12 protein-coding genes are annotated in these 12,534 nt (G+C 68.2%); 6 read left to right on the forward strand and 6 right to left on the reverse strand.

The genetic code is table 11. From position 1 onward, the window contains the following. Window positions 1-162: 162 nt before the first annotated feature. The 5 genes from CBQ26_RS19675 to CBQ26_RS19695 all read right to left on the reverse strand — a co-directional run bounded on the left by CBQ26_RS19675 (window position 163) and on the right by CBQ26_RS19695 (window position 4,450). Window positions 163-582: a Csu type fimbrial protein gene (locus CBQ26_RS19675; protein WP_088250302.1), complete on the reverse strand. Its 420-nt coding sequence runs from the start codon at window positions 580-582 to the stop codon at window positions 163-165. Further along, window positions 579-2,684, reverse strand: a complete 2,106-nt coding sequence (locus tag CBQ26_RS19680; RefSeq protein ID WP_143342215.1) for a fimbria/pilus outer membrane usher protein — start codon at window positions 2,682-2,684, stop codon at window positions 579-581. Before CBQ26_RS19680 ends, CBQ26_RS19675 begins: the two co-directional genes overlap by 4 nt. Continuing rightward, window positions 2,662-3,363 (reverse strand): fimbrial biogenesis chaperone, encoded by a 702-nt coding sequence (locus CBQ26_RS19685; RefSeq protein WP_088250304.1) that lies wholly within the window; start codon window positions 3,361-3,363, stop codon window positions 2,662-2,664. The genes CBQ26_RS19680 and CBQ26_RS19685 overlap by 23 nt, the downstream gene beginning before the upstream one ends. Before the next feature lie 3 nt (window positions 3,364-3,366). Next, a complete protein-coding gene (locus tag CBQ26_RS19690) occupies window positions 3,367-3,846 on the reverse strand; it encodes a spore coat protein U domain-containing protein (protein ID WP_088250305.1) in 480 nt (159 codons plus the stop codon). Between the two features lie 124 nt (window positions 3,847-3,970). Beyond that, entirely contained in the window at window positions 3,971-4,450 is a 480-nt protein-coding gene (locus tag CBQ26_RS19695; RefSeq protein WP_143342216.1) for a spore coat protein U domain-containing protein, read from the reverse strand. Window positions 4,451-4,837: 387 nt separating this feature from the next. On the opposite strand from CBQ26_RS19695, the gene CBQ26_RS19700 reads away from it, so the two are divergent. The 3 genes from CBQ26_RS19700 to CBQ26_RS19710 all read left to right on the forward strand — a co-directional run bounded on the left by CBQ26_RS19700 (window position 4,838) and on the right by CBQ26_RS19710 (window position 8,122). Then, entirely contained in the window at window positions 4,838-5,968 is a 1,131-nt protein-coding gene (locus CBQ26_RS19700; protein WP_088250307.1) for a hypothetical protein, read from the forward strand. Window positions 5,969-6,035: 67 nt separating this feature from the next. Continuing rightward, window positions 6,036-6,674, forward strand: a complete 639-nt coding sequence (locus CBQ26_RS19705; protein ID WP_088250308.1) for a response regulator — start codon at window positions 6,036-6,038, stop codon at window positions 6,672-6,674. Then, window positions 6,674-8,122, forward strand: coding sequence for a sensor histidine kinase (locus CBQ26_RS19710; protein ID WP_088250309.1), 1,449 nt, complete (start codon window positions 6,674-6,676; stop codon window positions 8,120-8,122). The genes CBQ26_RS19705 and CBQ26_RS19710 overlap by 1 nt, the downstream gene beginning before the upstream one ends. Window positions 8,123-8,375: 253 nt before the next feature. Here CBQ26_RS19710 and CBQ26_RS19715 read toward each other — a convergent pair whose 3' ends face one another. Beyond that, a complete protein-coding gene (locus tag CBQ26_RS19715; RefSeq protein ID WP_088250310.1) occupies window positions 8,376-9,074 on the reverse strand; it encodes a hypothetical protein in 699 nt (232 codons plus the stop codon). 88 nt (window positions 9,075-9,162) lie between these two features. On the opposite strand from CBQ26_RS19715, the gene CBQ26_RS19720 reads away from it, so the two are divergent. The 3 genes from CBQ26_RS19720 to CBQ26_RS19730 all read left to right on the forward strand — a co-directional run bounded on the left by CBQ26_RS19720 (window position 9,163) and on the right by CBQ26_RS19730 (window position 12,408). Then, window positions 9,163-9,630: an NUMOD4 domain-containing protein gene (locus CBQ26_RS19720; RefSeq protein WP_088250311.1), complete on the forward strand. Its 468-nt coding sequence runs from the start codon at window positions 9,163-9,165 to the stop codon at window positions 9,628-9,630. 188 nt (window positions 9,631-9,818) lie between these two features. After that, window positions 9,819-10,415 (forward strand): NfeD family protein, encoded by a 597-nt coding sequence (locus tag CBQ26_RS19725; protein WP_088250312.1) that lies wholly within the window; start codon window positions 9,819-9,821, stop codon window positions 10,413-10,415. Window positions 10,416-10,449: 34 nt separating this feature from the next. Next, window positions 10,450-12,408 carry a flotillin family protein gene (locus tag CBQ26_RS19730; RefSeq protein ID WP_088250313.1) on the forward strand — a complete coding sequence of 653 codons (1,959 nt, stop codon included), beginning with the start codon at window positions 10,450-10,452 and terminating at the stop codon, window positions 12,406-12,408. Window positions 12,409-12,534: the final 126 nt, after the last annotated feature.

A 12,534-nucleotide genomic window follows, 5' to 3' on the forward strand; every position in this document is an offset into this window, starting at 1 on the left:
GAGGCGTGGAGAGCGGCCTACATCCATTGGGCTCTATGCTGACTGGAGCCTGACCGAATGTTCTGGCATCGGTTCTGTGCGAGCAGCGAGGCGGTATGCCGTGCACGCTGATGCACCTGAGCCTGCGGCAGAATCGGCAACCCTCGCTGACCTCCGGCGGTTCTAGTACTCGACAGTCAGGGTCTCGATGGCGGAGTAGCGTCCGGCCGGGACCAGTTGCCCGCGTTCAATCAGGATGAACAGCGGGATTCGTGCGGTCCCCTGCGTGTCCAGCCGGACCACGACAGGATCGCTGAAACTCAGCTGTCTTCCCGGATCGCGGAACAGGCCGTACCGTAGGGTCCAGCTGTCCATGACCAGGACGCGCGGTGCGTTTCCTGGTCGCAGCAGGCTGACCGTGAGTGCCGGCGGCCGCTCCTGGGCTCCGCACTCGATGTGCAGGGAAGCCTCCGTCAGGGAATCGTTGATCCAGCTGTATGGCGCGGCCGGGCCGGACTGGAACGTGACCGTACAGGCGCCCTGGGCGCCGGCACCGGCCGTCAGGGCGGCCAGCAGGGCCGCGCTCCGGATGAGACGCGTCACGAGTCGCTGCATGAAAGTTCCTTCCTTTCTCGCGGCCACGGAACCGTGCAGGTGAAGGTGCCGTCCCGCAGGATACCGGTCCTGCCCTCGAAACGCTGGGGAATCAGGGTGGCGCCAGCGGCATCCAGGGCGAAGAGTTCCCCGTCGTACTCCACGGTCGGGGTTTCTCCGGGAGGCTGAACGGGCCAGACGTACGTGACCCAGAGATTCCGGGTAAAGTTCGGCCGCCAGTCGAGAGTGGTGACGGCGTCGGTCCCGGCCGTGAACTCCTGCCGTTCGGCACCGACGGTCACTTCGAACGGCAGGGCTTCCGGCACGACCGTCACCTGATAGGCGCCGCCGGGCGCGGCTCCCAGGAACGCGGCGTCACCTTCGGCGTTCGTCGTCGCCTCGCCCAGTGCCGACACGTTCAGTCGGATGCCGGGCACGCCGGTCCTGACCAGCAGGATGCCGCCGCTCTGGGTGGTCGCGGCGAAGACGTTCCCGGCCACCGCGATCAGGGTGCCCCTGGCCACCACGTTCACCTGCCCGGCGCTCGTCAGGCGGCCGGTGATGTCGGCGGGGCCCTGCTGCCTGACTGAAATCTCTCCCTGTTGACCGGTCGGGGTGACCGTGGCATGGAGTCCGACGGAACGCTGCGGGTCGACCTGCACGTACGCGCCGAGCGCCATGGTGCCGGCGGAGGTGTCGGCCCGTAACGTCACCTGATCCGAGGGGCGCAGCAGGACCTGCGCGCGCGCACGCAGGCGCTCGGCGCTCCGGCTGACCTGAAGGGACGCCTGGGCCTGATCGGTGACGAACCAGGTACCGGTGGCCGCCGCGCTCCACTGCTGCGTCTGCGGGACGTACGCCAGTTCCCCGCCGATCAGGACGTCCGGCGTCTGCCAGTTGATCAGCGTGGTGTAGGTCCCGTTTCCTGGTGCGAAGTCCGGCAGGTCGGCCCGCACCCCGAAAGTCACCGGCCCCACGTTCCAGCGGCTCGCCGCCTGGGCCGTCCAGGTGCTGCCGGCAGCATTCCACCGGCTGTTCAGGCCCAGGGTCGAGTGCGTGTGGCCGGCGGCGTAATCCACGGTGACACTGGCCTTCCCGTCCGCGCCGGTCAGCTGGGCGGTCCCGGCGACGGTCAGGTGATCGGTCACGTTCAGGGCGCCCCGGACCCCGGTGTGCAGCGCGCCCCCGGCGGCCCCCAGTTCTGCCTGCAGGTCGAACGAACCGGCCGCGAGGCCGCGCGAATCGACGATGTACGGCTGTTCCACACGGACCTGACCGCGCGGGTCCTGAAGGGTCACGACGATCCGTCCGCTGCCCTGTGTCAGGGGAATGCCCAGCAGACTCACCTCGCCGGCCGGGACGTTCAGGGCGCGGCGGAATCCCCCGGTCGTTTGCACGGTCGCCTGCGCGTCGAACGGCAGGGTCAGTTTCAGTTCCGGCCACAGGAAGGGAACCGTCCGTCCCGTCCGGGCGTGAACGCCGTTGAACGTGCCGGCGGCGCCCAATTCGGAGGTGCCGCCGACCGTCGCTTTCAGGCGCACGGTCTCGTCGGGTTGCCACGCGGCCCAGGCGCCGGCCCTGTTCAGGCTGGCGTCTGAGGACAGCGTGGCGGTGGCCCTGGCCTCCCACGGCCCCTGCCGGTAACCGGGTTCCACGGTGACGCCGCCCCGGAGGTCGCCTCCCTGAAGCGACAGCTGGGTGGTATACCCGAGCTGCCAGACGGGCGTGCCGGAGGTCGCCGGCAGGCCGGGCGTCCCGGTGACGTTGATGGTGTGGCGTCCCAGCCGTTCCGGGCGGGGTTGCAGGGTCAGTACCTGATCCGCCGCGTTCACGGACCAGGGAACGTCCGGTGACAGGATCACGAACGGCCCCTCGGGGCAACTGACTTCGCCCGTGCCGTAGCCCCGGCGCTCTGCCGGGGTCAGCGCCGAAGCCAGTAACCACAGGGCGCGGGTGTCCTCGTTGATCTTCACGTACTGCGCTCCCCGTGCGTCCGCCCCGATGCGAACGTCCAGCAGGGATTCGGGCAGGTCTTCGCAGGTCACGGCGGAGCCGGCGCCGAGCAGCAGGCAGCTCAGGACAACCGCGTTACGGAAGGGTGAATGTCTCATCTACCGTTCCGGTGGCGGTTCCCGTGGTGAGTCGGAACTCCCGGCGCTGCGGTTCCCAGTTCGGGAGGACAATGGTCCGGGTGGCGCCCGGCAGCACGTAGTACGGGATGGGAAGGTCGGCCACGCTGCTGTTCGCCGTGACCTTCAGGTTCGAGAACCGGACGTGCCCGGTGCCGCTGTTCGTCACCTGAAGCAGCAGGTCGTTGCCGCGCCGCTGGGCGGTCCACTTGACCTGCGGCTGAACGGAGCGGGTACTGACGGCCAGAGGCAGCCCGAAACGCAGGGCGCTCACCACGCCGGTCGCGGCGGTCGCCTGCGGGACCTGAGTGACGTACACGCGGTACATCTTCTCGGCGGCGAGATCGACCGGTCCTTTCCAGCCGAGCCTGAACAGCTGCCGCTGTCCGGGTTGCAGGGTCACGCGGGCCGGGTTGATCACCACGTCACGGGTGGGCTCGTACGTGTCCTCGCCGTTCACCTGACGCCACGCCATGATCTCGACCCTGTACTCGCTGGCCACCGAGTCCGTGTTGACCACATTGAACTGCGTAGTCGGAGCGGCGGGCGGCGTCAACTGGAGCGACAGGGGCGCGACGTTCAGGCTCGCGGCGTGTGCGGCGGTCGGCAGGGCCGTGACCAGCAGGGTCAGGAGCAGGCCCGGTAAGCTCAGCTTCTTCACGAATCAGTACTCCAGTGTCAGCGTGACCGTCTCTTGATACGTGCCGGCCGGGCTGTTCCACTGCCTGGCAGGGATGCGGCCGTTCACCTGATACACCTGCGCCGTGCCGTTGAACTGGATGGCCGAGGTCACGATCAGCGGAGAGCTTCCGGCGGGGATTTCGGCGGGCGTGACGGACGACCCGTTGGGCCGCACGAACGTCAGGCGGTAACCCAGGGTGTCGTTGCCGTGGCGGAGTCTGGTGCTGTAGCCGCTGAACTGCAGTTGCGCGGTGACGCCCGGATTGCAGGTCAAGGAGAAGGTGCCCGAAGCCCTGAGGTCACTGGGATCGGCGGCGCGGTACGTGCCGAAGTCGAGGTTCTGCGTCGTGATGGAGCAGGCATTGATGGTCTGCGCCGTGATGGCGAGCGGCTGCACCTGCGCCTGACCGACCCCGCCAAGCAGGACGCTGAACGCCAGCATCCGGGAAACGTATCTGTACATGAGCACTCCTATACATCTGGGTTTCTGGGAAACGACAGGTGGGGGGACGGGAAGCTGCCGGGTTCGCAGCGCTCCTGATCCCCCCTCCGCGTGTGCCGGAGAGATGGTCCCCGGCGTACCGGATTTAGTAGTCGACCGTGAAGGTGATGACTTCGTTGTAGTTGCCGGCCGACGCGCCCCACTGGTTCGGGGCGATGGTGCCGGTCACGGGCCAGATGAGATCGGTGCCGGTCGCCAGAATCCAGTAGGGCAGGGCGCTACCATTCTGGTTGGCCGTCAGGGGGAAGTTGAAGTTGCCTTCAACGTTCGAGGTGCTCACCGCGTAGTCCAGGGTGTCGGTGCCGCCGGCCTTGGTCAGCTTGCCGGTGAACCCCGAGTAGTTCAGGGCGAAGACAGCGTTCTTGGTGCAGGTGGTGGTGACCTTGCCGCCAGCCGTCACGGCATTCGTGGACGCGCCCATGTACCCGCCAAAGTCCAGACCCACGGTGGAGATGGTGCAGCTGTTCTGGACGGTCGCCGCGCTGGTGAACGTGGTGCTCACGGAGGCGGCCATGCCGGTCGAGGCGATCAGGGTCAGGGCGGTCATGGCAATGGTGTTTTTCATCAGGCTCTCCTGCAACTCCTTGGCTAACGGTCTGTTGGCCAGTTGCTCACAAACCTTACAGACCGCTGCATTAAGGCCCTCCTGACGTCGTCCCTGACGTATCCGGCGTCCTCATTGTGTCTCCCTGGGAGAGGGCAGGCGAGCCTCTCACAGCTCCATCCGGGGGGCGATGACCGGCGCCCCGCTGCCGTTCGCTGACCCCATGCCGGGAGCGACGCGGCGGAACGGGTCGTCCAGCCGTAGCCAGATGGCCACAGGCCGTGACCAGATGGACATGAGAAAAAATGAAAACATTCTTAGGGTGGCTGAGGAGGTCCTCACGCCATGCCCACTTCTTCTTCTCAAGCTGTTGCTCTTCAGACGCGGGGCTGTCTGAGACTGGGGCATGTGCAGGAACCCAAGCCGCTGCTGCTGCTCGCCTACCTGCTGATCGAGGGCGCCACGCCGCGTGACCGGCTCGCCCGGCTGCTCTGGCCGGATTCGAGCGATCCCAGGAACAACCTGCGCGTCAGCCTGTGTAAACTCAGGGGCTGGGGCGTGACCGTCATCACGGACGGGGATTGCCTGAGTGCCGAGCATCCGAGCGATCACCGGACCGGCGGAGCCTGCGGTGCTGGCGCCGGGTTCCTGCGGGGAGTGGAGTTGTCTGGCGTGAGCCCCGAGCTGGAGGACTGGGTGCTGGGCCGCCGCGAGGAACTGGCCGCACAGACCCAGGAAACCCTGCTGCGCGAGGCGGCGCTCGTCACCGACCGGGATGAGCTGCTGGACCGGGCGTGGCACCTGCCGGACGCGCCCCTGCCGTCGGCGGGCACGCTGGCGCGCTTCCTGTCGCTGTGCCGGGCCGGGACGGCGCTTCACGGCTCGCTGAGCGAGGAACTGGCCGATCTGTGGGACGGAACGCTGCCCACGCGCGAGCCGCTGGTGCAGGCGTTGCTGGCCGGCTGGCTGGAAGGCGGCGTGACCTGGCTGGCCGGTGACGCGGCGCAGTGGCGACCGTCCCTGGACTGCGTGCGGGCGCTGCTGGAAGCGGACGGGCAGCGCGTCCTGAGCCTGCACGTGCCGCCCGGCGTGGGGGGACAGGGGCCCGCGCAGGAACTGGAGGACCAGCTGACCCGGGCGTGCCGCTCGGCTGCGCCCCGGACCCTGACGGTCATCCTGACGGGCGCCGCACACGCCCTGACAGCGGCCCTGCCGAACACGCTGGCCGGGTGGCCGGACGTCCGTTTCCTGGTGCTGGGTGGCGTGCCCGCAGCCGGCGAGGGCCTGATCCTCACGCTGCCGGATTACTGTGACGGCGTTATGCCCGGACGCGCTGCCGGCGCAGAACGGACGCGCACACGCCCGGCCGGAACCCCGCTCAGGGCGCTGCTGCCGGGCGGGCGCGGTCCGGCCGGACTGCAACGACGCTGCGGGCAGCACCGTCCGCCCCACGGCGCCACCGGTCCCCCGCGCGGTTTCCTGTCGGCCCGCCCGACGGTTCGCTCCCCGACACGCCCGGACTCTACACTCGGGGTCTGATGTTTTCCCCGCTCTACCCGCCCGAGTACGGAACGCTTTCCTGCTCAGCCCAGGAAAGGACCACCTGATGGACACCACCGACCGCACCATCCGCCTTCAACTCGTCGAGGATCACGACCTGACCCGCTTTGGCCTGCGCATGCTGCTGTCCGCCCAGCCGGACTTTCAGGTGGTTGCGGAAGGACGCACCGCCGAGGAGGGCCTCGAGCAACTGGGGCATTTTGAGGTGGACGTCGTCCTGATGGACATCAACCTGCCCGGCATGGACGGCATCCAGGCGGCCCAGGAGGTGCGCCGGGTCCGGCCGGACGCGCAGGTGGTGATGTTCACGGCGTCCAACCGGCGCGACCAGCTGTTCGCGGCGCTCGCGTCGGGTGCCGTGGCCTACTGCCTGAAGTCCGCGCCGCCGGAGGTGATGTTCCAGGCGATCCGTTCGGCCGCGTCGGGCGCCGTGTTCTTCGACCCGGAAAGTGCGCGGCACCTGCTGCATACCGTGCAGGGCAGCGCGCCCCTGGCCCCCCTGACCGAGCGGGACATGGCCATTCTGCGCCTCGTGGCAGACGGGCAGGCCAACAAGGACATCGCGGCCACGCTCGGGATCAGCGTCGGTCTGGTCAAGAAACACATCGGTGAGATCCTCGAGAAGCTCCAGGCCACGGACCGCACCCAGGCGGCCATCAAGGCCTTCCGGGCCGGTCTGATCTGATGCGCGCCGCCCCGACGCCCGAAGTGGTGCGCCGCCTCCAGCAGCCTGCGCGCGGCCCTGTCTGGCGCGCCAGTCTCGTGACCCTGGCGGTCATCCTGGTGGGCGACGTCCTCACGCCGTTCTCCGCGCCGCTGAGCGCCGGCCTGCCCATCCTGCTGTTCGTTTCCCTCATCGCCGCGTCTGACCGCCTCACCGCCCGCCTCACCGCCGCCGCCATCGCCGTCAGCGTCGTGACGGGCCTGATCAACGTGCTTCGCAGCGGCAACGACACTGAAGTGGTCCTGCTTCACCTGGCCGTCACTGCCCTGACGGTCATGGGTGGCGTCACCGCCACGTGGCTTGCCCGGCGTGCGGACCACACCACCGACGAGCCGCTGGGGCTGCCCGACACGGACGTGAACGCCCCGCCAGCCGAACGGGCCGCGCACCTGCTCGCAGCCCTGAGCGGCGCGCGCGGTCATCAGCTGCACCGCGTGGATTCCATCCGCGACTGGCTGGCCCGCTCCCCGCACGTCCGGCCGCTCCCGGCCGGCCGGGTCAATCAGCGGCGCATTCCACGCCTGCCCACTCCGGTCAGCGCGAACACCGCCCCGCTGTGGCAGGACACGCGCGGGAACATCTACGTCCGCCTGACCCTGCCGACGCACGGCGAGGCGCTCGTGCAACTCGTCCGGCCGTCCGCACCGCCCGCGTTCATCCTGGACGCCACGCACGTCCTGCAACTGCAACTCGAGCGGGCCGCCCTGACCGAGCAGGTCCACCTGCAACGCGAGGTGCTGCGCGACCTCGTGTACGCGTTCTCGCACGACCTGCGTACGCCCATCACCGCGAACATCCTGCATGCCGAGGCGGCCCTGAGCGGCCTGTACGGTCCGCTGAGCGACCCCCTGGCAGAGTTCCTGCGGCACTCCCAGCAGGGCAACCGCGACCTGCTGACCGTCTCCGACCAGCTGATGCTGCTCGCCGAGTACGAGAGCGGCGACCTGACCGGTGAGGCAGGCAGCGCCGTGGAACTCGGCAGCGTGATCCGCAGCGTCGTGAGCGACGTGCAACTGCGCGGCCGGGAGCGCGGCATTCACTTCGAACTGAACCTGACCCCCTGCACGGTCATCGGCCACACCTACGACCTGCGGCGCGCGGTGCAGAACCTGCTGGAAAACGCCATGAAATTCAGTCCGCCGCACACGTTCGTGAGGGTGACGCTCCGCCCGGAGAGAATGTCGGCTCTGATCGAGGTACTTGATCAGGGGCCGGGCGTGCCCGAGTCGCAGGTGCCGCAGCTGTTCCGGCGGTTCCGGTCGTCCACGCGTGGCAGCGGCACGGGCTTCGGGCTTTACCTGACGCAGCGCATCGCGGAACAGTATGGAGGCACCGTGACGTATGCCCGCACGGAGTCCGACCACCCGTGGACGGTCTTCCAGCTGTGCCTGCCCCTCGCCCAGGACTGACGACGGCGTTCCGGTGTGGCCCGGGAATCAGGAGCGGCCCCCTGTTCTCCGCTCTCTACCGAACGGCCGATTGACGTCCAGCAGCCCGCTCCTGCTCCCAGTCGCATCCGCCCGGATTGATACGGACTCCGATTGAATGGGCTGCAAAGCCCGTTCAGTCCGAGCGAAGCGAGCAGGAGAGAAGCGGGTTCCGGACGTGGAGCCAACAATCCGGTGACGTTCCGGATTGTTGGCGAAACAAACGGAATCCGTATCAGTCCTGCGGTGCGACGCGCCGGGTGCCGCCGGGCTGGGCGGGGGCCGCGCTGCTCAGGTTGAACAGGTCCGTGGTGGCCAGTTGACGTAGCATCAGGGCCTCCTGGGCGCGCTCCACGTACCTCTGCCGGTACCAGGCGAGGCATAGCGTGGCCAGCAGTACGGAGAAGGTCACGGTCTGTGCGCGGATCATCGCCAGCAGGTAGGGGCGGAAGGCGTCGAAGTTCAGCACCCAGGGCAACGCGACGCACACGGCGTAGAGTGTCATGATCAGGGTCGCCGCCTGTCGCGCGGGCAGCAGCAGCATGATGACGGTGGCGTCCAGCACCAGTGTCCAGTACGACGCGGTCCCCACGAAAGACGGTGATTCGGGCAGGGTCGGTTGCAGGGCGAACGACAGGTTGTGCAGGAAGGCCGTCACGACCAGGATGACCACCGTGACACGTTCGGCGAGACGGCTGTACCCGCCCAGCAGGTTCCACAGGATCGATCCGATCATGAGCGGCATGATGATGGGATAGCCGTAGATCACGTAGGGTTCCTGCACGGGTTGTGTGAGCTGCAGGGCGTAGGTGGCGGTGAAGCTGATGAAGGGCACCAGGGTCAGGCAGATGAAGATCCACCGTTTCTCCTCGAAGGAGCGCCGTTCGTCGCCGGTGATGTGCAGCAGGTGCAGGTCGTGCTCGCGGGCGTCCACCCCGCCAGTCTAGCCCAGACCGTCTGTCGATCGAGACTGAGATCTTCTGTACAGAGTGAACGTAACATAAAAGTGCAAAATTCGAAGCATGCCAGCCCCGGAGATCTGGAAAGCTGTGCCGGACGCGGAAAACAGATACGAAGCGAGCGATCACGGTCGGGTTCGTAGCCTTGACCGAACCATTCAGGTTTCCGGCGATCGGACGGCGTTCGTCAAGGGACGGTTCCTCAAGCCCGTGCTGAACCCCAGTGGCCTGGGGACCGTCACCTGCGACGGCAGACGTTACGCCGTCCACATCCTGATCGCCACACTGTTCGTGGAGCGGCCAGAGGGCGCCAGACATGTCCGGCACCGAAACGGAGACCGGTCGGACAACGCCGCCGTCAACCTCCAGTGGGTCGTCAATCCCATTTTCGTGGGTCCCACCGATGACCAGATCGCCCTGGTGCTCGCCATGCACCAGCACTTCAGAATGTCTCAGCGTGACATGGCCAGCCGCGCCAGCCTGTCCGTCTGGCAGGTATCGCAGATCATCCGACTCCGCGGAACGCCGTAGTCCTGCCAGACCGGGAACCTCTGGCGGCATGAGACCGTACTGAGCTGCATGAGCATCTCACGGTGGCGGTTCCTGAAGTTCTGGCCTTCTCTGGCCATGGACCCACCCCTGGCCGGTGCTCAGATGAGGCAACGCCGCGCCGCGCCGGACGCTAGGGTGCCCGGCATGGCTCCCCCTGGCCCACCGGCGTGACCGAGTTCCTGCACGTGGTGCTGTCGTTCCCGACCGCGCCCTGGACGGCCCTGCTGACGCTGATCGCGGCGGCGGCGCTGCTGGCCCTGCTGGGCGCCATCGACGGGATCTCCGGCGGTGGCGAAGGCCTGCTCGACAGTCTGCTCGTGCGCGTCGGGCTGAACGGCGTGCCGCTGCTGCCCGTCGCGCTGGCGCTGACCCTGACGGGCTGGCTGAGCTGCTACCTGGGCCAGCTGCTGCTCCTGCCGCTGATCGCACCCACGGGGCGTGGCGTGGCAGCCGTGGCATTGCTGCTCGGTTCGCTGGGGCTGGGGGTGCTGGCGGGCTGGGCGGTGGCACGCCCGCTGCGGCGCCTCGCGCAGGGGCAGGACGCCCTGGCCCGCGCCCAGCTGCTGGGCCGCGTGGCGGTCGTCGAATCCGGCACCCTCGCCTCGACCGGTCGCGTGAGCGTGCCCGACGGCGGCGCGGGCCTGCTCCTCGACGCCCGCACCGACGGCGAGCCCCTGCGGCGCGGCGAACGCGTGATCCTCGTGGCGCACGACCCGGCCACTCACGTCTTTACCGTCCGCCGCGCCGACCCGACCGACACCTGATCCCCGAATTCCCCCTGTCCTGCCTGGAGGCCGTATGCCCGACCTGTCCGTAGTTCTGCCCTTCCTGATCGGCGTCGTGATCGTCCTGATCGCCCTGATGATCCTCATCTCGCTCGTGCGGGCCTTCTACGTGAAGGTCGAGCAGGGCACCGCGCTGATCGTGAACGACCTCTCCGCCCGGCCCAAGGTGCGCTTCACCGGCGCGCTCGTGGTGCCCGTGTTGTACAAGGCCGAGATCATGCGCATCAGCCTGATCACCCTGCAGGTCGACCGGCGCGGCAAGGAGGGACTGATCTGCCGGGACAACATCCGCGCGGACATCACGGTCGCGTACTACCTGCGCGTCAACGAGACCACCGAGGACGTCCTGAAGGTCGCCAAGTCCATCGGCGCGAGCCGCGCGAGCGACCTGAACGCCGTGGACGAACTGTTCAACGCCAAGTTCAGCGAGGCGCTGAAGACGGTCGGCAAGAAGTTCGACTTCATCGAACTGTTCGAGAAGCGCGAGGAGTTCCGAGACGCCGTGGTCGCCGTGATCGGCCGCGATCTGAACGGCTACGTGCTCGAGGACGTCGCCATCGACTACCTCGAGCAGACGCCCAAGAGCATGCTCGACCAGAACAACATCATGGACGCCGAGGGCATCCGCAAGATCACGCAGCTGACCGCCGCGCAGAACATCGTCACGAACGAACTCTCGCAGAACGAGCACCTCGCCGTCACGAAGAAGAACGTCGAGACCCGCGAGGCCACCCTGGCCCTCGAGCGCCAGCAGGCCGAGGCCGAGGCGCGGCAGAAACGCGAGATCGAGACCATCCAGGCCCGCGAGAACGCCGAGACGCAGCGCGTGCGCGAGGAGCAGCGCCTCATCTCCGAACAGGCCCGCATCCAGACGACCGAGCAGGTCGAGATCCGCGAGCAGGAACGCCAGCGGCAGGTTGAGATCGCCGAGCAGGCGAGGTTGCGCGCCATCGCCATCGAGGCCGAGCGCGTCGCCCGCGCCGCGAAGATGGAGGCCGTCACCACCGACCGCGAGGTGAAACTCCAGGAGATCGAACGCGACAAGAACGTCGAGCAGGGCGTCATGGACGTCGCGAACATCACCCGTGAGCGCATCGCCATCGACAAGACGGTCGCCGTCGAGGAGGAGCGCATTAACGAGGTGCGCGAGGTGAGCGCCGCCGAACGCGCCAAGCAGGTGCGCGTCATGCAGGCCGAGGCGCAGGCGCAGGAACAGCTCGTGCAGGAGGTCAAGGCCGCCGAGGCCGCCGAGACCGCCGCCCGCCACCGCGCCAGTGAGCTGACCACCATCGCGCAGGCGGAATTCGACGCCGCGTCCCGGCAGGCCGAGGCGAAGAAGATCCTCGCGGACGCCGTCAAGGTCGAGCAGGCCGCGCCGGGCCTCGCGCAGGTGATGGTGCAGGAAGCGAACGCCAGCGCCCTGGAGAAGACCGGCGTGGCCGAGGCCCGCGTGATCGAGGTCAAGGCCGACGCGAACCTCAAACTCGGGCAGAACGAGGCCCGCGTGCTCGCCGAGCGGCTGGGCGCGCAGGCCGAGGGCGAAACCCGCCTCGGTCAGGCGAAAGCCACCGCCACCGAGGCGCTGGGCGCCGCCGAGGCGAGTGCCACCCGCGACCGCATGAACGCCGAGGCCGAGGGCCTGACCGCCAAGTTCGGCGCGATGGACCGCATGAGCGCCGACGCCCGCAGCCACGAGGAATACCGCATGGCGCTGGAAACCAGTCTCCAGCAGGCCCTGGCGTCCATCGAGGCCGGGAAGGAGATCAGCCGCGAGAACGCCGAGGTGATCGCCGCTGCCCTGAAGAACGCGAAGATCGACCTCGTGGGCGGCGAGGGCGGCATGTTCGAGGCGCTCACCAAGGCGCTGAGTCTCGGCAAGGCCGTCGAGGGCTTCACGCAGAAGAGCCCGCTGTTCCAGAGCGTCCTGGGCCGCTTCGGCGTGAATGTCCAGCGGGAGAACCGCCCGAACTGAGGCGGATGATCGGGGGGCGGGCCAGAGGCCTGCCTCTCCACTGACGGACCGCAGTAGTGGCCGGATGCAGCCTCCTCGCGCCTTCCCTGGAGTGGAGTGGTCGGGTGGGGACGAGTGGCGCACGCG

It is taken from the genome of Deinococcus indicus, from assembly GCF_002198095.1.
GTDB lineage: Bacteria > Deinococcota > Deinococci > Deinococcales > Deinococcaceae > Deinococcus > Deinococcus caeni.

Bases quoted from the DNA above. Each gene is read 5' to 3' on its own strand.
- CBQ26_RS19680 (WP_143342215.1), bottom strand. From the start codon at position 2,684: ATGAGACATTCACCCTTCCGTAACGCGGTTGTCCTGAGCTGCCTGCTG.
- CBQ26_RS19690 (WP_088250305.1), bottom strand. From the start codon at position 3,846: ATGTACAGATACGTTTCCCGGATGCTGGCGTTCAGCGTCCTGCTTGGC.
- CBQ26_RS19695 (WP_143342216.1), bottom strand. From the start codon at position 4,450: ATGAAAAACACCATTGCCATGACCGCCCTGACCCTGATCGCCTCGACC.
- CBQ26_RS19705 (WP_088250308.1), top strand. From the start codon at position 6,036: ATGGACACCACCGACCGCACCATCCGCCTTCAACTCGTCGAGGATCAC.
- CBQ26_RS19710 (WP_088250309.1), top strand. From the start codon at position 6,674: ATGCGCGCCGCCCCGACGCCCGAAGTGGTGCGCCGCCTCCAGCAGCCT.
- CBQ26_RS19720 (WP_088250311.1), top strand. From the start codon at position 9,163: ATGCCAGCCCCGGAGATCTGGAAAGCTGTGCCGGACGCGGAAAACAGA.
- CBQ26_RS19730 (WP_088250313.1), top strand. From the start codon at position 10,450: ATGCCCGACCTGTCCGTAGTTCTGCCCTTCCTGATCGGCGTCGTGATC.